The sequence below is a fragment of the Seonamhaeicola sp. ML3 genome, assembly GCF_023273855.1.
Taxonomy (GTDB): Bacteria; Bacteroidota; Bacteroidia; order Flavobacteriales; family Flavobacteriaceae; genus Seonamhaeicola.
The window spans coordinates 3,179,149-3,202,245 of sequence record NZ_CP096884.1 but is presented as its reverse complement, the minus strand read 5'-3'; the positions used below and the strand labels follow the sequence as shown (position 1 = coordinate 3,202,245).

26 protein-coding genes are annotated in these 23,097 nt (G+C 33.7%); 7 read left to right on the top strand and 19 right to left on the bottom strand.

All coding sequences use genetic code 11. The features are described 5' to 3' along the window. Positions 1-5: 5 nt before the first annotated feature. The 7 genes from M0214_RS13900 to M0214_RS13870 all read right to left on the bottom strand — a co-directional run bounded on the left by M0214_RS13900 (position 6) and on the right by M0214_RS13870 (position 6,846). Positions 6-1,688, bottom strand: coding sequence for a PhoX family phosphatase (locus M0214_RS13900; protein WP_248723164.1), 1,683 nt, complete (start codon positions 1,686-1,688; stop codon positions 6-8). A gap of 364 nt (positions 1,689-2,052) precedes the next feature. Further along, positions 2,053-2,769 (bottom strand): hypothetical protein, encoded by a 717-nt coding sequence (locus tag M0214_RS13895; RefSeq protein WP_248723163.1) that lies wholly within the window; start codon positions 2,767-2,769, stop codon positions 2,053-2,055. 206 nt (positions 2,770-2,975) lie between these two features. After that, positions 2,976-3,374, bottom strand: a complete 399-nt coding sequence (locus M0214_RS13890; protein WP_256467932.1) for a MerC domain-containing protein — start codon at positions 3,372-3,374, stop codon at positions 2,976-2,978. 102 nt (positions 3,375-3,476) lie between these two features. Beyond that, positions 3,477-3,905, bottom strand: a complete 429-nt coding sequence (locus M0214_RS13885; protein ID WP_248723162.1) for a DUF4268 domain-containing protein — start codon at positions 3,903-3,905, stop codon at positions 3,477-3,479. Between the two features lie 61 nt (positions 3,906-3,966). Further along, positions 3,967-4,677 carry a ZIP family metal transporter gene (locus tag M0214_RS13880; RefSeq protein WP_248723161.1) on the bottom strand — a complete coding sequence of 237 codons (711 nt, stop codon included), beginning with the start codon at positions 4,675-4,677 and terminating at the stop codon, positions 3,967-3,969. Between the two features lie 9 nt (positions 4,678-4,686). Then, entirely contained in the window at positions 4,687-5,418 is a 732-nt protein-coding gene (locus M0214_RS13875) for a bifunctional 2-polyprenyl-6-hydroxyphenol methylase/3-demethylubiquinol 3-O-methyltransferase UbiG (RefSeq protein WP_248723160.1), read from the bottom strand. 117 nt (positions 5,419-5,535) lie between these two features. Next, on the bottom strand, positions 5,536-6,846 hold the full coding sequence (locus tag M0214_RS13870) for a CoF synthetase (protein WP_248723159.1): 1,311 nt from the start codon (positions 6,844-6,846) through the stop codon (positions 5,536-5,538). A 157-nt stretch (positions 6,847-7,003) separates the two neighbouring features. Between M0214_RS13870 and M0214_RS13865 the strand changes: the two genes are divergently transcribed. Beyond that, complete coding sequence (locus M0214_RS13865; protein WP_248723158.1) at positions 7,004-8,161, top strand: class I SAM-dependent RNA methyltransferase; 1,158 nt, start codon at positions 7,004-7,006, stop codon at positions 8,159-8,161. Between the two features lie 159 nt (positions 8,162-8,320). On the opposite strand, the gene M0214_RS13860 is transcribed toward M0214_RS13865, so the two are convergent. The 7 genes from M0214_RS13860 to rlmD all read right to left on the bottom strand — a co-directional run bounded on the left by M0214_RS13860 (position 8,321) and on the right by rlmD (position 15,073). After that, positions 8,321-9,574 carry a DUF6161 domain-containing protein gene (locus tag M0214_RS13860; RefSeq protein ID WP_248723157.1) on the bottom strand — a complete coding sequence of 418 codons (1,254 nt, stop codon included), beginning with the start codon at positions 9,572-9,574 and terminating at the stop codon, positions 8,321-8,323. Positions 9,575-9,734: 160 nt separating this feature from the next. Further along, positions 9,735-10,745, bottom strand: coding sequence for a DUF3500 domain-containing protein (locus M0214_RS13855; RefSeq protein WP_248723156.1), 1,011 nt, complete (start codon positions 10,743-10,745; stop codon positions 9,735-9,737). Between the two features lie 4 nt (positions 10,746-10,749). Next, positions 10,750-11,955, bottom strand: a complete 1,206-nt coding sequence (locus M0214_RS13850) for an acyltransferase family protein (RefSeq protein ID WP_248723155.1) — start codon at positions 11,953-11,955, stop codon at positions 10,750-10,752. 27 nt (positions 11,956-11,982) lie between these two features. Next, the gene (locus M0214_RS13845; RefSeq protein ID WP_248723154.1) at positions 11,983-12,699 is read right to left on the bottom strand and encodes a DUF6048 family protein; all 717 of its coding nucleotides are present in this window, start codon (positions 12,697-12,699) and stop codon (positions 11,983-11,985) included. Further along, the gene (locus M0214_RS13840; protein WP_248723153.1) at positions 12,665-13,189 is read right to left on the bottom strand and encodes a DUF6452 family protein; all 525 of its coding nucleotides are present in this window, start codon (positions 13,187-13,189) and stop codon (positions 12,665-12,667) included. Before M0214_RS13840 ends, M0214_RS13845 begins: the two co-directional genes overlap by 35 nt. A gap of 24 nt (positions 13,190-13,213) precedes the next feature. Next, positions 13,214-13,576: a four helix bundle protein gene (locus tag M0214_RS13835; protein ID WP_248723152.1), complete on the bottom strand. Its 363-nt coding sequence runs from the start codon at positions 13,574-13,576 to the stop codon at positions 13,214-13,216. Positions 13,577-13,621: 45 nt separating this feature from the next. After that, positions 13,622-15,073 carry a 23S rRNA (uracil(1939)-C(5))-methyltransferase RlmD gene (gene rlmD, locus M0214_RS13830; protein WP_248723151.1) on the bottom strand — a complete coding sequence of 484 codons (1,452 nt, stop codon included), beginning with the start codon at positions 15,071-15,073 and terminating at the stop codon, positions 13,622-13,624. Positions 15,074-15,232: 159 nt separating this feature from the next. Here rlmD and M0214_RS13825 point away from each other — a divergent pair, with 159 nt between their 5' ends. From M0214_RS13825 to rocD, 3 genes are all read left to right on the top strand, one after another. After that, complete coding sequence (locus M0214_RS13825; protein WP_248723150.1) at positions 15,233-15,790, top strand: RNA polymerase sigma factor; 558 nt, start codon at positions 15,233-15,235, stop codon at positions 15,788-15,790. Then, on the top strand, positions 15,780-16,166 hold the full coding sequence (locus tag M0214_RS13820) for a DUF6768 family protein (RefSeq protein ID WP_248723149.1): 387 nt from the start codon (positions 15,780-15,782) through the stop codon (positions 16,164-16,166). The genes M0214_RS13825 and M0214_RS13820 overlap by 11 nt, the downstream gene beginning before the upstream one ends. 210 nt (positions 16,167-16,376) lie before the next feature. Continuing rightward, positions 16,377-17,621, top strand: a complete 1,245-nt coding sequence (gene rocD, locus M0214_RS13815) for an ornithine--oxo-acid transaminase (protein WP_248723148.1) — start codon at positions 16,377-16,379, stop codon at positions 17,619-17,621. Between the two features lie 47 nt (positions 17,622-17,668). On the opposite strand, the gene M0214_RS13810 is transcribed toward rocD, so the two are convergent. The 3 genes from M0214_RS13810 to M0214_RS13800 all read right to left on the bottom strand — a co-directional run bounded on the left by M0214_RS13810 (position 17,669) and on the right by M0214_RS13800 (position 18,828). Then, positions 17,669-17,998 (bottom strand): CCC motif membrane protein, encoded by a 330-nt coding sequence (locus M0214_RS13810; protein WP_248723147.1) that lies wholly within the window; start codon positions 17,996-17,998, stop codon positions 17,669-17,671. A 13-nt stretch (positions 17,999-18,011) separates the two neighbouring features. Next, positions 18,012-18,278, bottom strand: a complete 267-nt coding sequence (locus M0214_RS13805) for a DUF2752 domain-containing protein (protein WP_371873560.1) — start codon at positions 18,276-18,278, stop codon at positions 18,012-18,014. A 175-nt stretch (positions 18,279-18,453) separates the two neighbouring features. After that, positions 18,454-18,828 carry a T9SS type A sorting domain-containing protein gene (locus M0214_RS13800; RefSeq protein ID WP_248723145.1) on the bottom strand — a complete coding sequence of 125 codons (375 nt, stop codon included), beginning with the start codon at positions 18,826-18,828 and terminating at the stop codon, positions 18,454-18,456. A gap of 123 nt (positions 18,829-18,951) precedes the next feature. On the opposite strand from M0214_RS13800, the gene M0214_RS13795 reads away from it, so the two are divergent. Together M0214_RS13795 and M0214_RS13790 are read left to right on the top strand one after the other, a co-directional pair. Then, a complete protein-coding gene (locus M0214_RS13795) occupies positions 18,952-19,152 on the top strand; it encodes a hypothetical protein (RefSeq protein WP_248723144.1) in 201 nt (66 codons plus the stop codon). Continuing rightward, the gene (locus M0214_RS13790) at positions 19,142-19,702 is read left to right on the top strand and encodes a Smr/MutS family protein (RefSeq protein WP_248723143.1); all 561 of its coding nucleotides are present in this window, start codon (positions 19,142-19,144) and stop codon (positions 19,700-19,702) included. Before M0214_RS13795 ends, M0214_RS13790 begins: the two co-directional genes overlap by 11 nt. Here M0214_RS13790 and M0214_RS13785 read toward each other — a convergent pair. Then, positions 19,695-20,609: a hypothetical protein gene (locus M0214_RS13785; protein ID WP_248723142.1), complete on the bottom strand. Its 915-nt coding sequence runs from the start codon at positions 20,607-20,609 to the stop codon at positions 19,695-19,697. The genes M0214_RS13790 and M0214_RS13785 overlap by 8 nt on opposite strands. A 144-nt stretch (positions 20,610-20,753) precedes the next feature. On the opposite strand from M0214_RS13785, the gene M0214_RS13780 reads away from it, so the two are divergent. Continuing rightward, on the top strand, positions 20,754-21,899 hold the full coding sequence (locus M0214_RS13780) for a cysteine desulfurase family protein (RefSeq protein WP_248723141.1): 1,146 nt from the start codon (positions 20,754-20,756) through the stop codon (positions 21,897-21,899). A 1-nt stretch (position 21,900) separates the two neighbouring features. Here the strand turns inward: M0214_RS13780 and M0214_RS13775 are convergent, their stop codons facing one another. Then, complete coding sequence (locus M0214_RS13775) at positions 21,901-23,091, bottom strand: retropepsin-like aspartic protease (RefSeq protein WP_248723140.1); 1,191 nt, start codon at positions 23,089-23,091, stop codon at positions 21,901-21,903. Positions 23,092-23,097: the final 6 nt, after the last annotated feature.

Here is a 23,097-nt window from a genome sequence, read left to right as displayed (position 1 = left end):
ATAATTTATGTAGAGCTTCCTTCTACAAGGTTTAGATAATTCATTTTGTCAATTAAGTCTCCAGTAATGGCAACTACGGCAGGTTTTGGAATGTTATCACCATCGAAAGGCCATTGGCTGGTTGGGTTTGCTTTATCTGTAGTTTGTTCTCCAGGATGTTGTACGCTTAAAAATAGTGTTTTTCCATCTGGTGAAAACCATGGTCCTGTTAGTTCGGCATCGCGTGGGGCAGAAGCCACACGAATTACTTTACCAGCATCTTTTCCATATCTGGGAATAACAAACAAGCTATTGTTTTTAAAAGGCATGTACGGGCCATTTTCTTTATTCATAGCGTCTCCAGACATATCTGAAGTCATCCAAAGGTTACCGGATAAATCGAACGCTAAATTATCAGGGCATGAAAATCCGTTTTCTTCACCACCAGCTAAATACGTAGAAGCCTTGAACGTTAGCGCATCAAATTTCCCATTGGTTTCTTCAATTTTTAGGATAGACCCATGATAATCCCCTTTGGGTTTATTGTTTGTTAACGAAACAAAAATATGCCCAGTAATGGGGTCTATTTCAATGTCTTCTGGACGATTTAGCGGTGTTGCTCCAAGTAATTTGGCAGCTTCTCTAGCTCTGATAAGAACTTCAGTCTGATCTTTAAACTTGTTTTTTAGCACAGGTTCGTTTTCCCAATCTAACGCAAGCCATTTCCCATTAACGGTATCGGCTACATAAAGGGTGCCTTCTTTTAGCGAACCGGGTTTAGAGGATATGAATTTATACAGGTGTTCGTTTTTGGTGTCATCTCCAGAATATGCTACCACACGTTTATCCTCTAATTCATAAAGTGTGCAACACTCATGAGCAAAACGACCAAGGGCAATATGTTTTTGTGCAGTCCCACTTTTTGGATTTACTTCTACGACCCAGCCGTAATGTTCTGGTGGATTGTTATAAAACTTTTCCCAACCATTTAGACTAGGAATGTGAGTAGTATTATCATTTTCACCATAAATAGTTTGGCCGAAACAATTATCGTAATTCTCTTCACAGGTTAAAAACGTATTCCAAGGCGTTATACCTCCAGAGCAGTTGCTATTGGTTCCCATAATTTCGGTTTTGCCCATAATAGGTTTGTCCCAATTTATGGCAATGGGAGTTTGGGCTGTAATGCGTATATTATGACTGTCGTTGTTCACAACCTTCCAAACGCCTTGTTCTTCTTTAATTCTAACAATGCTTCCACCAACACTATACATTTCCTTATCTACTTGAGCCTTGGTTTTATGTTCTGAAGGATTTTCGAAATCATTTGGATTAAAGTCAGCTACGTAAAGCGGATTGGTATACTCATGGTTTACCCATAACAACCCATCTTTGGGATTGTTTTCGTCTAAAGGAATAAAACAGTTGAAGTCTGGATTAAAGCCAAAGGTGTCTTTGTCACTTATTCTGTCACCCCATTTTATTACTATTTTATAGTCTAGACCATTGGCAAGGAGTAGGTCGTCTTTATCTGAAGGAACTAAAGCCTCTAAAACAACATTTTTTAGCTTTTTGATTTGTTCTTCGGATAGTTTGTTTTTTAATGGTTTTGTATTGCTACTACAACCCGATAAAAAAGGAGGTATGGTAATAGTTGCTATGCTGGCTTTACCTAAAAATGCGATAAATTCTCTTCTATTGTATACCATAATTCAAAGGAAAATTTGGTTTTGTAAACCGAACTGTAAATATACAGTAAGTTTAATGCTCTAGTTGTAAAAAGCTTGCTTTTTAACAACTACAAAAATCTGCCTTTTTACTGTGTTTTTCCAATACATTATTTTAATAAAATGTTAAAACCATTTTTGAAGAAAAGGGGATTACCTTTTAGGATATTGAAGATAAAAGAAGGTCTTGAGTAACGTATTTGAGAGGAAAGTGTAATGGTTTCGTGTCAATAGTCTTAGAGGGTGTGTTGTTTGCCTTGAAACTCTAAATTGAGTTAATTAAATAAAAATGCTTAACTCGTTAATATTTAAATTAACCAGTTAAGCATTTATTCTTATTTGAATTCTAGTTATAATTTTTTAAATCAATAACTTCAAAGTTTCTAGCATCGAAGTAATCGTCTATACCATGTCCCGTATTAATGATTACACCGCCTAATAGGGTTACGGTATCAACAGGAAATTCATCTTTACATGTTTTTAAGTGATCGTGTATTTTTTTGTCGATGATTTTGTAAGTAGCCTCAGTGATAGCTTTTTGTGGGTTGTCACTATTAATAATGTCTTCTCGGTAAGGTAGTAAGCTTTCCTCTAATTTCATTTGTTGGTAATCATCGTCATTTAGAACTGGTTCATAACCAGTATTGCCCAATCTGCTCAGGGCCAACATTAAAGCACCGCAAGAGCTCCCTTTTTCTTCCATTCTTGGCCTGTACATTTTACCCAATTCTCCCTCTAATGTAACACCAATGTGAGGTCCGTAGAAAATAAAAGCACTTCCTTCATCTGGAATGTGGTGCGCAAAAGCTGTCATACCAGTTTGTCCAACAAATGGTATACCGCCAAGTCCACCCATAATGAAAGGCCCAAATAAAACATTGAAAAATGTTGTTGATGGAATATTAATATCGTCAGAACATACCGAAGTTGCCATCAATACCTTAGAAATATCGATGTTGTGCTCAGATTGCATTTTGCCTAGATAATGTATAGAGGTGTCTTTAGCATCCTTGGCGTTAGGATATTCACTCTTTACAACCTCGTCAAATTTTCTTTGTAACATGTTATTTAGTTTGTTTTTTATTAATGAAAAATAGTTTAGTATCTCATAAATATATATTAATATTTTTCAATACCAACCTCTATTATATCAATTTTAAGAAAAATAACTTTAAAAATAGGGCTTAAGTTCACCGTTTGGTTCCAATATCCGATAGTACAACCGTATTGAATACACTAAATATCAACCCTCAAAAGACACCCTTTGCCTTAATTGGTACAACAATTTTCTGTTTTGCATTGACAAAACTTTAAATTGTAAATATGAAGTATAATTAGACTTATAGCTGGAATATAATTGAAGATTTCTTTAATGGGTATAAGTTGTATGCTCTCGTTTATTATTGTGAGACATAGCAGTATCCAACAAAACCACATTATGGGCTTAATGAAACTTTTTGAGGTTGTTTGGGTGGAACGATATACAGCAAAAAAAGAAACTACTAGAAAAAAGTAATCTATAGATTTCCACCATGTGGGCACTGTGTTGTCACAACATAACGAAGATGCATGTGCAATAAAGAGTAGTGGTGTGGCAAGGCAATGCACCATACAAAGTCCACTAGAAAATGCACCTATAGTATCAGATTTTTGTAAAAGTAATTTCATTTACGATTAGATAAAACGAACCAAGCCGCAAATATAATTATCTAGATTGTTATATCTGCATGCCATCTATAGATTTGTGTTATTGTAGTAAATTTATTTTGGTTAGCTCTCAATAACCTCTTTATATTCATCAAAAAAGGCTTCGAACAAACTCATTTTTTCATTAAAAAACACCATTACCGTTTGCCATGAATTTTTATTATGAATAGACACTTTTTGCTCTAGCGGGACATAAATTCTAGAGATTTCTTTATAGTTTTCAAGAATATATTCCTCGTCAAAAATGGCGTTAGGTAAGTATTCGTCTAATAATATAGATTTTAGAGCTGTTAGTTTTTCCCAATATTTAATGCGGTGTTCCAAATCATCTTCAAGGTCTAAAGCGACTAAAGCTTTCTTGTTGTCAAAATGAAACTTAAAACTAAATCCTTTCAGTTTAGTGTTGTATAATATCCACTTTCTCGGGAATGATTTCCCAAAACTGGTCCAAAATTCTTGCCTTAATAACCTAGATTCTTCTTTTGAAAACATATACTCATTTTGTCTTTCCTATGCAGGAACAATAAACAAACGTTCTATCCTTTTTTACTTTTTAAACTAAATATGCAATGCCAACCCCTAAAATAATGGCTATAAATTTAGACATATTGAATTTATGTCCATCGCTGCTTTCAAATAAAATCGTAGTAGAAATATGAAAAAAGATACCAATTACTATGGCATTAATTATGTGTACCATATTTTCTACAGCCTCCCAAGATTGAGAAATTAAAGTCCCCAAAGGTGTCATACAAGCAAAAACAGTTAAAAAGAGGGCGATTTGAAATTTGTTGTATTTAGATGTAAACAAGAACATGGTAATCATTATGGCTATTGGTAATTTGTGTATTAAAACACCGTAAACCATATCATTGTGTTCGTGTATGGCAAACCCTTCTAAAAAACTATGTATACATAAACTTATAAACAATAACCACGGGAATTTTTTGTTGTTTTCATGAATATGAACATGGCCATGCTCTGCACCTTTAGAAAAAAGCTCTAGTATGATTTGGAGCATGATACCGCCCATAATAAAGAGTCCGGTAAGTTTACTGTCTAAATGATGGTAAACTTCTGGTAAAAGCTCGAATAAAGTTAGTGCCAATAAAAAAGCACCACTAAAGGAGAGTAGTAGCCTGGTATTCCAGGATTTACTGTTTTTAGAGAAACTTGCAATAATGACTCCAATAACGACCGCCAAAAAAGGGAAAAGGTAATCACTAAAGTTAAAACTGCTTGAAATATGACAAGGTAAAGCCAACTATCTTTTTTATTTAAAAATCATTATGAGTCGTTCTGAGGATTTTTTGCTAAACTTTCGCAATTTATAATCTCCAAAAATATCAAGTAAATATACATCGGCTTTTTTAAAGAAATCCTCGAAGTCTTCTAAAGTAAAGGCTCTAACACGTTCTTGATAATTGTATAAGCGGTCATCTGCAATAAAATTTATATCCTTAATAATATGACCATCTTCTACATAGCGTTTTAGATTAAAAGTAATATCATCTACAACTTTCACTTCTTCCGGAACAAGATTATCTATAATAAAGTCGGTATTCATAAAATCGATAACTCCAAATCCAAATGTTTTCAAATTAGCTTTTATAGCCTTGATTGTATTAAGGTTGTCTTCATCATTATCAAAGTAACCAAAACTTGTGAACAGGTTAAAAACAGCATCAAATTGTTTGTTGTAGGGTTTGCTCATATCATGGACATCGAACTTTAGGCGGTGATTTTCAAACTGTTTTGCAAAGGCTATACTATTTTCACTAAGATCAACACCGGTTACATCATACCCAATTTTGTTTAAAAACCGAGCATGTCTTCCTCGTCCGCAGGCTAAATCTAAAATAGTACCGTTTTCTGGAATATTTAGATAATTTGTTAGGGTATCCATAAAGGCATGAGCCTCAGTGTCGTTTCGGTCTTTATAGAGTATGTGATAGTATGGTGTATCGAACCATGACGCATACCAAGAGGTTGTATTTGTTGTCATTTTTTGTATTCAACTTGAAGGGAATGATTTACTTTGAATATCAACTCCCTTTTTGTCTTTATTTTAGCAAATCTAAACTATTTTGTCTTGTATTAAAAAGTACTAAAGTAATAAAGTCTAAACCGTATACTCATTTATGGTTAATCTTCTCTTTCCAGAGGATAGTACTGGGATTTCATCTACATACTTAATGTTTATTGAGGCATCTTCACCTAAGAAACCCTTAAAGAGATTTAATATTTCACCTTCTTTATTGAAATTAGGATTAACGTTTAGTTTGAGTGTATAGACCGTTTTATCTGTTTGAATTAATTGTCCTTGTTTTACATTGCTATAAAGAGATAGGTTGGTTACAATAAAGTGTGTAACTATTTCTCCTTTTGTATTGAATATAATATCTCCTTTCCTACCTTCTATTTTTTTTAGAACAGGAGGGGTTACACTATAGTCCATACAACCCACATCTCCGGTATCGTAGCGAATTAAAGGGGTTGCGAAATTAAATAAATCGGTTATTACAATCCTGCCCATTTCCATGTTTCTTGCAGGAATGTTCTTGTGTATATCTAAAATTTCAACATAATAACTTGCCCAATTAATATTAAAACTAAGGTCACCTTCAATATTTTGTTGCGCAATAATGCCATTTTCTGTATTCGAATATCTGGAGACAGCCTGTACGTTAAAATATTTGTTCAAAGCATTTTTTGTATAGTCGTTCAAGTGTTCTGAAATAGCAATTATAGATTTAAATTTAATTGTGGGTAGTTTACCATTGAAGTTGTCTAAATGTTTACATATAAGTTCTAATCCGGAGGCATAAGCTATCAAACCTTTGTTTGATGTGTCTTTTTCCGCTTGAATCAATAGTTCTGAAATGCGATTTCCCGTAAACCCAAAAATTTCTTCCTCCTGTATATTTAGAATAAAGTTTTTTAGTCTTGATTTTCTCAGTTCGTCATCCCAATGTCTTAAAAAAATGAGTTTATGACCAATTTTAAAACCTGCCTTTTCAGAAAAGTAAATGGTATCTGCGGTATTTCTAAGAGATTTATCTCTGTTGTGCGCAACCGAAAGATTGGCACCAGTAGAACCACTGGTACTTACAATTTTATTTTTCCTGTTCATGAATTTCTGGGAAGCCATAGCTTTTTGGTTTTCCCGAATAATATTTTTGTTGATTACTGGAAAGTCACTTAAAGATTTATAATTATTGTAATCGCTGTAGAAACTTGTAGTGCTTACGGCATGTCCCAGAATGTTGTCTAGATGATTTTCTCTAATCTTTATATTTGAAGGGTTTGTAAAGTCTTCATTCAAATTAAGAATCTCTCTGTAGTGTTTTCGTGTTTTTTGACCTTTTATAAAGTCTTGGGTCCAAAAAGAGAATCGCCTAAGGTGTTCTAATAAATGAATAATATATTTCAAATTCAATTGAATTAAGATTTCAGGTCAAAATATAACCAAAGATTTCGACAATTTTCATTTAACCAAAATCAATTCTAAATACAAAGCGCACAAATTGATTATAAATAGCCTTATTTTAGCACTCTGAATAAGATAATTTGTGAAGTAGTAGTAAAAAATGGATGAAAATTTCAAAATGGTCGCCAAAACTTTGTTTGGTTTTGAAGACTTGTTAGCAAATGAACTTACGCAACTAGGTGCCCAAGAGGTTAAGAAGGGTGTTAGAAACGTAAGTTTTATAGGGGATAAGGGTTTTATGTACAAGTCTAATCTAGGTTTACGAACCGCGATAAAAATATTAAAACCTATTCATACATTCAAGGTAAACAATGAACAGGATTTGTATAATAACATATACAAAATGCCTTGGGAAGATTACCTAAAGCCTTCAGGTTCTTTGGCTGTTGATGCGACCATCCATTCGCATTTATTTAAGCATTCTTTGTTTATTGCACTTAAGACCAAAGATGCCATCGTTGATAGATTTCGCGATATTACCGGTCAGCGACCTAATGTAGATTTAAAATTCCCTGATCTTAAAATTAATGTACATATAGACCGAAACAACTGTACTGTTTCTCTGGATTCTTCTGGAGACTCCCTACATAAGCGTGGCTATAAAACAGCAACTAATATTGCACCAATAAACGAGGTTCTTGCTGCTGGGATGATTATGTTGTCGGGTTGGGATGGCCAGTCGGATTTTATGGATCCCATGTGCGGTTCGGGAACGATGCTCATTGAGGCGGCTATGATAGCTTGTAATATTCCTCCAAATTTAATGCGCAAAGAGTTTGCTTTTGAACGTTGGCAAGATTGGGATGTCGATTTATTCGAGAAAATTGAAGAATCGTTATTAAAAAAAACAAGAGATTTCCATCATAAAATTATTGGTTACGATAAAGCACCCAGTGCGGTTTACAAGGCTAAAGACAATGTAAAGAATGCCCAGTTAGACGATTTTATTTCTGTAAAGCATGAGGACTTCTTCAAGACCCAAAAAGGAGGTAGTAATAAGTTACACATGGTGTTTAACCCGCCGTATGGAGAGCGTTTAAATATAGACATGCAGGCGTTTTATAAGAGTATAGGAGATACGCTTAAACAAAACTACCCTGGAACCGATGCTTGGTTTATCACCTCAAATCTAGATGCTTTAAAACATGTTGGTTTGCGCCCTTCTAGAAAAATACAGCTGTTTAATGCTAAATTAGAATCTCGCTTGGTAAAATACGTAATGTACGAAGGCAGTAAGAAAGGGAAGTATATGAAGTAATTTGGGGAGGTTTGCTTATCGGTTCGTATAACCTTCCGTTACGGGTTAAGAGTTAATGTTTGTCGATTTAGAACTGTTGTTAGCAATTCCGATTGGATTCGAAGGTAGTCGAATCCGCCGTAATTGCGGATATACATCTTTGTTAGCCACTGACCTTTATTATCTTCCTAATATTTTTCCTGTAAAATCATTCGGCATTGTTGGTCCTGAATCATCTTTTAGTAAACCAGTATCAGCTCTACTAAATAATGATTGTATAATTAAATTCTTATCCTTTTCATCTACTGCTTTATCTTTAATTAAAGCCAAATAAACATAAGTTAGTTGTTCTCTTTCTTCTGCATCTCGAGCTAAGTGGAATGAACTAAAAGCAACTTTATTTAATGCTCTAATCCCAAAAGCTAGAAAAGAAATAAACGTAATATAAATAATCGACCATTTTATAGCTTGTGTATTCCCTTTTACAAAACTCAACAACATTCCTTCAGGGGTTAACCAAAGTAATAAGTATAGAGTTACACAAGCAAATATCACCAAGCCAATTAGCCAATAAATTGCTTTCCAACCTTCACTTTTTAGAGTTGAAGCCCTAGTTTTCCAATACTCAGCTGGTTTTTTAAGTCTTAATAATTCTTCATAGGTTTTCTCAAGGTCGCTAATTTTCTTTTTCGAATCAGAATCAAATGCTGAAAATTTATTTTGAATTTTACTATACCATTCGTCAAATGCTGTCTCTTTGTTGTTTTTAAGTTCATCTATTTTATCAGTATAATTTTCATATTCTTTATTGGCATTTGTTAGATGCTCGGTGAGTTCATTTTCCGATTTGACAATATGTTTTTCAAAATCATTTCTTAATCTACTGATTGATGCCTTTTCTTTATCCCTTCTTTGAGTAATTTCTGTGTGGTCTTTTAATTCAAATTCATAGGCAAGAATAGCTCCAATTAGTTCGTCCCTATTGTTTGTTCTATGTTGACCAATGGTAAAAAGATAAGCTCCTTGAAAAGAAGAAGGGAATTTATTATGAACATCAATTAGGAATTCCGTTTGTGGCGAATCATAAGTAAAAAATGGACTGTTTTGATTATAGCTTTGTAATTGAGTTTGTTCATTTCTCCAATAACTAACTAAATTACTTTGATGGTCATTTTGTCTTGTGTCGACAAAATTTTCTATTCGAGATTTTAGATTTGTAAAATGTCTTTTTGAATTTGACAACTCGTTCGGGATACTATTACCATATTTTTCCCAACCTTTGACTTGTTCAGTTAGAAATCTGTGTAAAGAACTTACTCCTTTAAAACGTTTAGAAAAATTAATTTTCGGGTATTCAATTGATACCTCAATTGTATTGAACCATTCGGCGTTTTCTGATTTGGTAATTATTTTTCTAATCTCTGTAGTTGTCATTTTTCAGCTTTTGACTAACGTATTCAGAATATAAATCGCTTTCAATGATTTATATTCAGTAATAAACAAAGTTAGAATTATAATGACAGAAAATAATGAATACTTATTAGGAATTATCAACAGGATATACTTGTGCAGAGAACTTAATTTGAGAAGCTAATTAATTATGGTGTTTAGATTTTTTGTAGTGTTCCATAATCAAATCCCTACCAAAATCGCCATCAAAATCGCGCCATACACAATGTATGTGGTTGGCATTGGTTTGCGTATTATCGAGTTCAATTAAAAATGTTTTTCCCTGAATCCTGTAGTAGTGTGGTTCGCCTTTTTTGGTACTTCCCGCCCAAGCAAAGCGTAAGTCATTAAATTCTTCTTTATGTATTTGGGCCTCTCTTATGTGCGCTAAATCGTCTGGTAGAGCGCTCAAATATTCAAATATAATAGCCTTTAATTGGGTCTTTTGGCTATTATTGAGGGTGCTTGCCAGAATACCTTCGGGTTTTAAGGGCTTTACTTTCGAGTGGTTATAAGTTAAAATATCTTTATAGGCAACGTTAGCAATAATAGCTTGTTCTCGTTGTTTCTCGGTTAAGGCGTTAACAAGTATGTAGGCCAGTTTTTCCTCTCTGTGCAAAGTACGCTCTCCTTTTCTGCTACCACTTTTAACAATGGCAGGATTAGCCCCAAAAAAGCGAGGTGACGCGGTAATAATACCATTAACAACAGTAAAGTTTAAAGCCACATGGTGTCCCTCGAAAGACCAAGCCCAAAGATTGTCCTTTTTTGGGTTGCCATAAATGGCTATAAAATAGGCCTCGGGATTTCTGTAATCCGGATCACCACCTAACTCAGCCAAAACACTTTCAAGGCTGATTATCTTTTTGGTTTTGTTGTAACCAGTTTCACTTAAAAAATAGCCAAGCATTTTAAAGAAAAGGTCTTTCTGTTCTTTGTTGAGTTCTTTTAGTGAAATGCCCTCACGAGGATGGGAGGTGTTTGGTAAAAAATGCCATGATTCTCTGGAGTTATCCTCAAAAGGAAACATTACTTTTTCTAACTGTTCAGAATTTAAAGTCTCTAAAAACTTTACAACGTTGTTGCTATTGTAGAAACCAAAAGATTGAAATAGAACGCAGGTGATTAGGCCAATTATAATGGTTAGATTTTTCATTTGTTTAGTTTTTTAAAACAACTTTAGTTGCAATGGGTGTTGTTGGTTTAATATCAGAAATTTTTCTTGAATAACGCCTGCCATTTAAGAACCTGCCAATAAAAGTAGCTCTAACAAAATAATGATATGTGACAAAACATAAGATTCCAGAAGTAACTAACACAAACAACATTTTAACAGTTGATGGAACGGGCCAATCAACAATAAAACTTGGAATAAATGCTGTTAGTGTAACATGTAATAAATACACCCAATATGATGAATCTGAAATATAGCGCATTCTTGCAGAATGATTACTGGCATAGCGAATAAATACCCCCGTAATACCAAAAATAAAGAACCAAACCATTATTGATTTTATGATGATTAAACTTTCTTTATTAAGCGATTTACGCATAAAAAAATACACTGAAAATAAACCTATGCCTAAAATAATATTAACCCAATCGTGTTTCTTAAATACATGTAAAAGATGTTTAGATTGGTATAATAACCAGCCAATGCTATAAAAAGTGAAATAATAGATAAAAGTATTAAAGTCTGGAACAAATGAGACCGAAGTATTTACAGAATAGGTGCCCATTATAGAATACACAAAGGCAGATATGCTAGCCAAAGCTAAAATACGAAACATTGGTTTTTTAATAATCCAACTAAATCCGTTTGAAATTTGAAGTGAAACTCTAGGTAGCTTTTGGAAAATAAATCCCAGAACAACAGAAAAAAACGTAATTAGTACCAAATAATACAAAAACCATAAGTGGTATGTGCTTTTGGGTACAAACACCTCTAAGTTGGAAAATAAGGACAAAGTATCGCCCATGGCATTGCTATTACCTCTAAAAACTTTACTGGTATAACTAAAAGCAAATAAAATGGTAGGCCAAAGTAAAACTACAAAAACCAAAAAGGGATATAAAATCCTTTCAAGACGATTTTTTATCATTTTTATAGGTGTGCGTTCAAAGAATAACATAGCACCAAAAAAACCTGCGACTACAAAAAATATTTGCATTCTAAAGGCATGAATTAATCCAAGTATATAGTCGTTAGATAAATGGGTGGTATTTGGGTCTTGAATTTGCCAAACTTTATAATCAAAGGTGCCATAAGTAATAACAGAATGAATAACCAAACCCAAAAGCATCATGATGGCACGTAGCGAGTCTAAAGAATGAATTCGCTCGGTTTTACTAAGCGTAGTTTTCATATTTAGTTGGTGGGTTATTCCAACAAGTTACTTATTTTTTTTGTAAAGCGGAATTCTATAACCTAAAGTGTAGCTATATCCGGTACCTATGCGACCGCTATCGTAAGTTCTTCCAAAGCCAGGGATATATACATTTTCAAAATTATCTGGGCTAGTTTCAGAGGCTAAAAATTTGAGTTGTACATTAAGCCCCAAGTATAGATTATTAAAAAGTTCAACCTTCATACCTAATATTAATTCTGCCCAAAAAGCAGTAAGCGAACTAAATTCTTGTGCAACGTCTGAACTGTACTGAGGGGCCCAAAACTGATTGGTATTATAAACAGAAAAGCTGTTTAGGTCGTGACTAAAAGTACTGGCGCCCACTCTAAAACCAGCAAAAATAAGGTTGTCCATATCCAACCAGTTGTCGTACATATTAATATCAACACCTGCTTTTAGATAAGATCCCGAACTGGTAATGTCTAAATAGTCGTTTATTGTGTTTTTTTCTTCAAATCCTATTTCACCGGCGATATAAAAATCTTCCTTGAGTCTAAAATCTGCAGCTATTTCAAAACCGGTATAGTCATCGTCTAAAAACGAACGGGTTAGTTTGCCAATATCACCAGAAATCCTTAGCCCGTATTTTTGCTTTATCTTAAGTGAATCGGCAACATTAACTAGACTGTCGTTTTGTGAAAAAGCGACAGTAGTGAATAGAAAAATATTAATGAAAAAGATTAAAATGTGCTTCGTTTTCATCTTCAATAGGTTCGTTTTCGGTTAAGTTAATTGGGTTTCCTAAAATCCATTTATCGCCATCGTCTTGAACAACAACGCCAACATTTTCAAAAATAGTCTTATAACCACAGGCTCTGGAAACATAAACTTCCTTTCGGGTGTAATTAATAACTAAAATATCTTCGTTTCCTTCTGTAATAAAGCCATCATCATCAACTTTGGCATCTTTAATCAATCTAAAAGTAGTCGTGTTTTCATTGGTGTTAAGTGGTAGCAGAAGATTATTGCTTGTAGTTAGAAAATAATCGTTTAGTACTCTGTTATCTAAGTCTGCTACTATTAAGTTGAAAGCATTTTTTTTATTTTCTTGATTATTGAAATCAAATAGGTCTATGACCAATCTGGAAGTGGTCGGGGTGCTTTCCGGACAAATATCGTCTCTTTCGCAACTTATTGAAATTCCAATCAATAGGGCAAAAATTGGAATGAAAACTAGTCTTATATATTTCATTAATAGGTTGATTCGTTTATCTGTTTATGCGTTTAATTGAGCTTTTCTTAAAGCGTTCAGCATATTAGTTATTTTTTCAATTTTACTACGGACTAATATATAATCCTTTTCAGAAATATAACCCAGTTCTTTGGAAATTATTATTTGGTTTAAAACTTCCATGGATGAACTAAAAGCAATTGTAGTGAAATGAGCTTTATCTTTATTTGACTTTCTCGAAGTTCCCTCAGCTAAATTTGAAGATATTGAAACAGATGCTCTTCTTAACTGACTTACTAATCCAAATTTTTCTTCAGGAGCGAAATTATTGGTCATATTATAAATACACTTCACAAGTTCTATTGATTCTTTCCAGACTTTTAAGTTTTCAAACGAATAAACCTTCATTTTTACGAGTACATAGATAATCGGATAAACATATAAACACAATTACTATTTCTCCATTAATACCACGGTTTCAATGTGGGCGGTATGCGGAAACTGATCAACCAAACTCATTTTTTTTATGCTATATCCTGCCAACATTAACTGTTCTACATCTCTGGCTTGTGTTGCAGGGTTACAAGATACATAAACCAAACGTTCTGAATTTAAGTTTATGATTTTTTTGAGTGTTTTTGGTGCAATTCCAGCTCTGGCAGGGTCTAAAATAATAGTTCTTATTTTGTTTTTATACTGAGGATGTTCGGTTAAGAACTTACCAACATCGGCTGCATAAAATTCAAGACCTTCTATGCGGTTTCTTTTGGCATTTTCTTTAGCATCTTTTATTGCAGAGGCTACAATATCTACACCTACAATTTTTGTGTTGTTGGCTTTAGAGGCTATAATTTGCCCTATAGTGCCGGTACCACAGAAAAGGTCTAAAACTACTGTGTTATCAACGGCTTCCTTGTTTTCTAAAGCATAATCTACAACCTTAGAATACAGCTTTTCTGCACATTTAGGGTTGGTTTGAAAGAAGCTCTTTATACTTATTTCAAAATTTAAGCCCAGTAACTCTTCTACAATCTTATCATCTCCGTAGATTAATTTAATACTTCCTGTCGTAGCAATGGTTCTATCTCCAATTTCATCGTTAATGGTGTGTAAAAAACCAGCAACTCTATCGCCAAATAATTCTACTAAATAATTGGCAAAGGCATTTAGGTCGAATTTAGGTAAATCGTAAGATGTAGTCACCAAGTTGAAAAGCAGTTTGTTGGTTTTATAAGACTTCCTAACAATAAAATAACGGAAGAACCCTTCTTTTCTAGGGGCGTGCCAAGGCGCTAAACCAGTTTGCTCACAGTAACTCCTTATTTTTTTGAGTTGGTTTTCTACATCGGCATCGAAGAGGCCGCTATCCTTATCAAGATTTTCGGCACACCACCAGGTGCCTCGTTTTTTAAAACCAAGTGTAAAAGCATCAATATCTGTTTTTTCGTTACGGTCATAACCAATAGCCGAAAAACCATATTCCATTTTGTTTCTGTAATGGAATGTATTTGGAGAACCTACAAACTCATCGAAAACAGATTCAATATCCGTTACTTTTCCTATACGCTTAAAAAGCTCTATTGTACTGTTGAGTTTATAATTGTGCTGTTTTTCTATGGGCAAGTAAATATACGGTGCTCCCGGAATATCTTGATAAGGGGTTTCGGTTTCATCTTCCGATCTAGAAATGACATCTAAAAGTTTACCTTCAGCATATTTCTTGCTCGATTTTTTTATTTGGGTTTTAACGGTTTGCCCCGGAATAGTATTGGGTACAAAGACAATAAATTCGCCATGTTCGTTCCTTATTCTACCTATACCTTTACCACCAAAGGCATAATCTTCTATAAGCAATTCTATAATTTCTCCGCGCTTTACAAACTTGTTTCTTTCTCTTCTTGGCATGCTGCAAAAATAGTAATAGCCATAAAAATATTACGGTAATTTTCCATTAACTTTAAAAGGTCATAAAATTTATTTTCTTTAATTTTTTAGAACATTCTTTAACCCAAAATGAACCTTTAGAGACATTTGTCGTCCTTAAGTTAAAAGCAGGCTTTTTTAATGAGCAAAAACAATTACAGCATTGATGCAGAATTGGTAATAGATTATCAGTCTGGAAATGATTTGGCATTGGCACAATTGGTTAAAAGGTGGCACAAAATCTTTTGTAACAAGGCGTACTGGATTGTGAAGGACAAGCAAGTGGCTAAAGATATTGCACAAGATACATGGAAGACCATAATTGAAAAGATATCTGGATTAAAAGACCCAAAGACATTTGCAAGCTGGTCTTTGAGAATTGTTTGTAACAAGTCTTTTGATTGGGTTAAAAGCCAAAATAAAACTAAAGACCGATTAAAAACGTATGCACATGGTGAGGAAACCGAAAATAATGATTTAGAGGATGAAAGGGAGGCACTTAGAAAAGATGTGTTAAGCGCCATAACAAAACTGCCCATAAACCAACAAATGGTAATTAGGTTGTTTTATTCAGAATCATATTCGCTGAAGCAAATAAGTAATGCACTCGATGTTTCCGAAGGAACGGTTAAGTCGAGGTTATATCATGCCAGAGAAAAATTAAAGGACATTTTAAAACATAGAACATATGAAAAATAATAAAGAAGACATTGATAAATTAATTAAAGAGACATTAACGCAAGAGGAAGCGAAATTTTATGATGAATTAGATGAGCAGAATCTTTTTCAAATGTTGGGCGGACTGTTTAAAGGTAAAAACTCTTGGTTAGCTATTGTTATGAACTTTATGACGGCTATTGTTTTTGGTTTGTTGATATATTGTATCATAAAAACGTTTGATGCCGAAAAAACCAACGATTTAATCCTCTGGGTTGGCGGTGTTTTAGTGTGCTTTTTATATATCAGTATGATAAAAATATACCTGTGGATGCAAATGCATAGAAATGCATTAACTCGAGAAATTAAAAGGTTAGAGCTTCAAATTTCGTCGTTATCTACCAAAATTACTGAATAGATTTTAGAAAAAAACAGCGTATTATTTGTTAACTTGCAGGCCTATCCAGGGATGATTTCTCTCCCACGCTGAATTTTCGGAGTCCTCCGAAAGGATAAAGGTAGAGCAGGAATGGTTATTTACTCGTTTTACGAGGTTTAATTATTTAATGTCTTTATAGACAATACCTGTATTCTAAATATTGGTATTCAACCTTTAAATTTTTTTAAAATGGCTGTGTTACAAAAGTTAACATCGAAACAAGCAATAGCACTAGAAAATAAGTATGGATCTAACACCTATCATCCACTTCCTGTAGTTTTAAGTAGAGGAGAAGGTGTGTATTTATGGGATGTAGACGGAAAACGATATTATGATTTCCTGTCGGCTTATTCCGCTGTAAACCAGGGACATTGTCACCCTAAGATTATAGGGGCTATGACTGCACAGGCGCAACAACTTACTCTTACCTCCAGAGCTTTTTACAACGATAAACTGGGGCTTTACGAGAAGTATACTTGTGAGTATTTTGGTTTTGAAAAATTATTACCAATGAACTCAGGAGCTGAAGCTGTTGAAGCGGCTATGAAGGTTTGTAGAAAATGGGCCTATGAGGTAAAAGGTGTACCAGAACATCAAGCCAAGATTATAGTTTGCAACAATAACTTCCACGGAAGAACGACTACTATTGTTTCGTTTTCTAGTGATAGTACGTCCAATAAAAATTTCGGACCCTATTCTGATGGGTTTATTAAAATAGATTACGATAATCTGGAAGAATTAGAAAGTGCTTTAAAAAGCAATCCAAATGTAGGTGGGTTTTTAGTGGAACCAATTCAAGGTGAAGCAGGTGTTTATGTACCTTCAGAAGGCTTTTTAGCTAAAGCTAAGGCCCTGTGTGAAGCGTATAATGTGTTGTTTATTGCAGATGAGATTCAAACTGGTGTTGCCAGAACGGGCAAGCTTTTAGCAGTAGACCATGAAAATGTAAGGCCAGATATTTTAATTCTTGGTAAAGCTCTTAGTGGAGGCGCTTACCCGATAAGTGCAGTTTTGGCAGATAACAAGATTATGGATGTTATGACCCCGGGAACACACGGCAGTACGTTTGGGGGTAATCCTTTAGCGGCCACTATTGCCATAGCTGCCCTAGAGGTTGTAAAAGATGAAGACTTAGCGGCCAATGCCGATAAACTGGGTAAAGTTTTCAGAAGCGAATTAAACACTTATATTAAAACCAGTAAAATAGTTAATCTCGTTAGAGGAAAAGGGCTCTTAAATGCTATTGTGGTGAACGATACCGAAGACAGCGATACGGCTTGGAATATTTGTTTAGCTCTAAGGGATAATGGCTTATTGGCAAAACCAACCCATGGTAACATTATTAGATTTGCACCACCTTTGGTAATGAATAGAGAACAATTGCAAGAGTGTATTGATATAATAACAAAAACATTAACGCAATTTGAACCATAAAAAAAGCGACCATTTGGTCGCTTTTTCTTTATAGTGATTCAAGGGAATTATTGCCCCATCATTTCTTGTATTCGCTCTTGCATTAATTGTTGGTCTTGCATAGCTTCCCATCCAAAGGTCATAACCATCCAAATAATTAAAATTAAATACAGTGCACTTAAAATAATACCAATAATGGAGAGCACTTTACCAATTTTAACATTCTGAATTCCAGAATAAGCATCTGGGTCTTCAGCATAAACTTTACTGGCTTTAGAAGCTAAAACTAAAGCCACAATCCCTAAAATAATTCCAATACCGTAAAAACAACACCCTACTATGGATATTATTCCAAATACTAGTACAAGTGTTGCGTTAGGTAATTTTTGTTGTTCCATATTTTTAATTTTATCAGTTATAAAAGTTTTTCACTATAAAACTACAAATAATTATAACAGCATTTAACAATGCTATAGCAGTAATTAATTTTGTAGAGATTTTATAAAGTTTAAAGAAGTTAATGCCAATTAAAATAAATAATATTATTAGTGTATAAATAGCAGGATACATATGAAATGCTTCAACGAATTCACCTCTAAAAATTAAAACAACAGAGCGTTGTAGACCACAACCAAAACATTCAAAACCAAATAGTTTTTTGTTTAAGCAAGGTAGCATATGTTCTTCTGGAGATAGCATTACAAGGTATTTTATGCTAAAAATATAAAAGATATTATATTATTACCTGATTTACTTGATGCTAAATCACTTTTACACCTTTATAGTCTAATAAAAATGCCATAAATACTTCATGGTGAAGAATATCAAAAGTAAGTATGGACTATAGTCAAGATTAGTTGTTAATCAGTATTGTTTTAGAAAACAATGGTTGGTCTTTTGTTTCTATTTGTACTAAATAAATCCCTTTTTTAAGTCCTCTCGTGGGTACTTTTTCTCGTCTCCTGATTATAAATTTTCTTCGTCTGTATAATTGTTTACCACTTAAATCGAAAATAGTTAAGGATTCTATACGAAGGGGAGCTGGTGTTAATAAAGTAAAATATGGAACGTTATTTTCCGAAACTATTTTAATACCATTATGGCTTTGAGTAGATTTTTCGTAAAAGTTATCTGCGATTATTTCGTCTGAGTTTATACTTTTGTTTGCAATAGGCGGTTTTAATATGACCTGAAATAGCAATACGAGAATTGAGAGCTTTAGGGGCATGGTTGTGAGAGTTTGTTAGGTTTGGTTACAAATATAATAAAATCTTACAAATAATACAATTTATCGATAAAAAATGTTTTTAATCGATATTTTAAAATTAATTAGGAGTTATAAAAATCTTTCATGAAGTATATAAATTATTTTCTTATGGTTATTGGAGCAGTAATATCGTTGTATGCCAACAATACCGATGATCAGAATACGTATTTGTTAATACTTGGCATTGTTTTGCTAATGATTGGGATTTATAGAATTTCTAGAACAATTCCCAGTAAGAATGAGTGTGAAAGCTATAATGAAACAAACACAGAAGATGAAGTTTAAAATTGGTGATTCGGTTTCTGTTTTAGATGAAGATTTGTCTGGAATCGTAAAAAAGGTTTCTGGTAATACAGTATTTATCGAAACTGAGGATGGTTTTGAGCTTAGTTTTGAATATGATGCTTTAGTGATTAATAAACCAGCTTCATTTAAAAATGATATTTTCTCTCACACCAGTTTAAATAAAGTTGTTTCAGAGAAGGAGCAATCAAAACGGAGAACGCAACCTAAGGTAAAGTCAAAAGAGCGTTTTCAGCCCACCATGGAAGTAGATTTACACATTGGTAAATTGATTAAATCTTCCAAAGGGATGAGTAATCACGATATGCTTACTTTACAACTTGATACTGCTAAACGACAATTGGAGTTTGCTATAAACAAACGCATCCAAAAAGTTGTTTTTATTCACGGTGTAGGCGAAGGGGTGTTAAAGTTAGAACTTGAGTATCTTTTTGGGAGATACGATAACTTAAAGTTCTACGATGCTAATTATCAAAAATACGGACAGGGAGCAACTGAGGTTTATATTTATCAGAACACAAATTCTAATTAAAATCGGGTGTTATTGTTTCGGTAAAGTTAGTTGCGCTATCGCTTCTTAATATCCCGAAATCTAATGATTCGATTACTGCCTCATTTATTTTAACATTTTCTAAAATTATAGTCACTAAGTATGTTTTTCTAAAAGAATGTTGTCTGTATCCAACCGCAGGAAGTACATCCTTAATGTCTTTGTTCAAAAAATCAGGTCCGGCACCTTCAATAGAAATATCATTATTTGGGTTTTGGTCTTGGTCCCCTTTTTCTTCGTCTCTAGTTAAGGTGCCATCACCATCGTCATCGGTATCTAAATAATCTGGCGTACCATCACCATCGGTATCTTGGGCGTCACTTAAATCACCATCACCATTTGGGTCGGGGTTTTCATCATCGGTTAGTACATTATCCCCATCATCATCTATATCTAAATAATCTGGTAATCCATCGCCATCGGTATCTTGAGCGTCATCATATATACCATCACCATTAGGGTCTTGATTTTCAAGACTAGCAGGTATAGAATCCTCATCATCTTCTGTTAATACGGTTCTTACTGTTACATTACAAGAGCTTTCTTCGTCTCGAGTAATCATGACATCAGAGGGAGGCACATCATTACAAAATAAATTGGAAACACTTTCATTGTTATATGATCTGTAATTAAAAGTCCCTGATTTAGATTCTACGAGTTCATTATTATCTACAACGTTTAATAAATCTTCTTTCGAATAATTAGATATAAGAACAGACATAGATTCTGCAGGGTCTTCCTTTATCTTGTAAATAACCAAATTATTTACTCCGTTACAGGCAAGGAATTCATCACCAAAATCAAGATTGAAAGTAATAATATCGCCGTCGTCGCATGAAAAAATACCAACAAAAAATACAGAAATGAAAACAAGAAGTAATTTACGCATGGGGTAATTTTTAGAGCAAAAATAATAGAATTGTTATTTATAACGCTGGTTATGGATAATAATTTTATTTCAAGTATTTTTGGTCTAATTTATCGGTTTAGATTATTCCAGTTCACACCAAAGTTAAAATCCTAGATAGTTTTTATGAAAAACGTTTATTTAGATAACGCCGCTACGACTCAAATACGCGAAGAGGTTATTGATGAAATGGCCAAGGTTATGCATACCAGTTATGGTAACCCTTCTTCAACACACAGTTTTGGGAGATCTGCCAAAGCTTTGGTCGAAAAATCTAGAAAGGCCATTGCAAAGCATTTCAACATTACCGCCAGTGAAATTGTATTCACCTCTGGCGGTACCGAAGCCGATAATTTGGTATTGAACAGTGCGGTAAGAGATTTAGGTGTTAATCATATAATCACCACTAAAATCGAACATCATGCGGTTTTACATACCATAGAGCAACTTCAAAGGGAATATAAGATTACTGTGAGTTATCTTGATGTTGACGAAAAAGGTGACATTGATTTCGAACAGCTTGAGGATTATCTAAAAAAAGGAACCAAAACCTTAGTAAGCCTAATGCATGTTAATAATGAAATTGGTAATATTTTAGATGTAAACCGTGTGGGGGCAATGTGCAAAGCTAATGATGCATTGTTTCATACAGATGCTGTTCAAAGTGTTGGACATTATCATTTGGATTTACAAGACATGCCAATAGATTTCCTGGCGGCCTCTGCGCATAAATTTCATGGGCCAAAAGGTATTGGATTTGCTTTCATTAGAAAAAATACAGGGTTAAAACCACTAATTTATGGTGGTGAACAAGAGCGTGGACTTAGGGCAGGTACCGAGAGTGTGCATAATATCGCGGGTATGGAAGTAGCGCTAAATATTGCCTTAAAAAACTTATCTCAAGAAGCAAAGTACATTACAGGTTTAAAAGAATATTTTATTTCTGAATTAATGCAAGCGATACCCGATGTTGTTTTCAATGGACAATCAGAAGACATTAACAAAAGTACCTACACACTAGTTAATGTTTGTTTGCCAATACCACCTGAAAAGGCAACTATGATGTTGTTTCAGTTAGATTTAAAAGGTGTGGCTTGTTCCAAGGGGAGTGCTTGCCAAAGCGGAAGTGCTCAAGTTTCCCATGTGCTTTATGAAATTCTATCTGAAGAGGATATGCAAAAACCATCCGTTAGATTTTCGTTTAGTATTTACAATACCAAGCAAGATATTGATTATGTGGTTGGGATTTTAAAGGATTTCAATCAGGGTTAGTCTATTGTTTTCTGTGTAAGATTAGAGGAATTTTTTTCCCTTTTTTTGTTCTAACTGTCATATTTATAGTGTCTTTTTCCCTAAAAACAGAAGTTTTGGTTATGAAATCGCAAACGACGGTGTTTTCTAAATTAGTATCGTTTATTTCTATGATTTCATCTCCAAAAGATATTTTTTTCTTCAGGTTTTCATCCCAAACAAATCCAACCACCAATTTGTTGTTTTCTACGGTTGGATCAAACCCGAATAGCCTTTCGTTTAAATCGTTTTCAGAGTTATAAGTTTCAAAGTAAAATTCTTTTGTGATAAAATTCAAGGTTGGTATACCGAAATCTAAAATATCAGAACCAATTCTAGAACTATTATCGTTTCCCGTTACTGTTATAACATTTTTAAAGACATGATTGTTTATGGTTATTTCTGGGATTAGTAGCCTATATTGTTCACTTTTATCTGCCATGCCAAACATGCCAATACTTGAAGAACCACTAGCCTTAGATAATAGGGTTGTAATTTTCTTAGTATTTAAAATTTTGTAGTTCTGCTTACTTAAATCGTAAAATCCGCTAGCTCCTGTATCGAACAATAAATTTTCAGTACCAATATCCTCACCCTTAAGTTTGATTTTTATATACGGACTACTTTGGTTTCCTCTAAGCATTAATTCTGAAGGTTTATTTTGACCTAGATTTAACCTATTCTGCATATTGGTTAGAATAAGCAATTGTTCTTTAGAACGAATTTGAACTATTGACTTTCTTAAAATATTGCTTCCAATGAAACCATCAATTTTATAGCATTCAAAAACGAGATTATTCTTGCCTTCAAAAATCAAAGCGCTGGTATTTTTGAATGTTATATTACCAATCTTAAGTTCTGGGATGACTGCCAGTTTCATTTTTTGTTTCTTTTGATTGGCATCAGAAACGGAAAGGTTTTTTACTTTCTTGGAACCAATTTTATCCCATAAGGCTTTGGACAATATATTTGGAGCCCCGGTATCAAAAAGAAAACGATAATTTTCACCATCGATAGAAACTGGAATTATCATTTTCCCTCTTACATCCTCGTAAGTAACTTGAGTATAATAATTTCTCGTTGAGGGTTTACCTGTTTTGAATTGAGTTTTTTGAGCATTAGATAAACCTGTAAAGCATAATATAAAACATATCGTTATTACAAGTTTCTTCATGATACA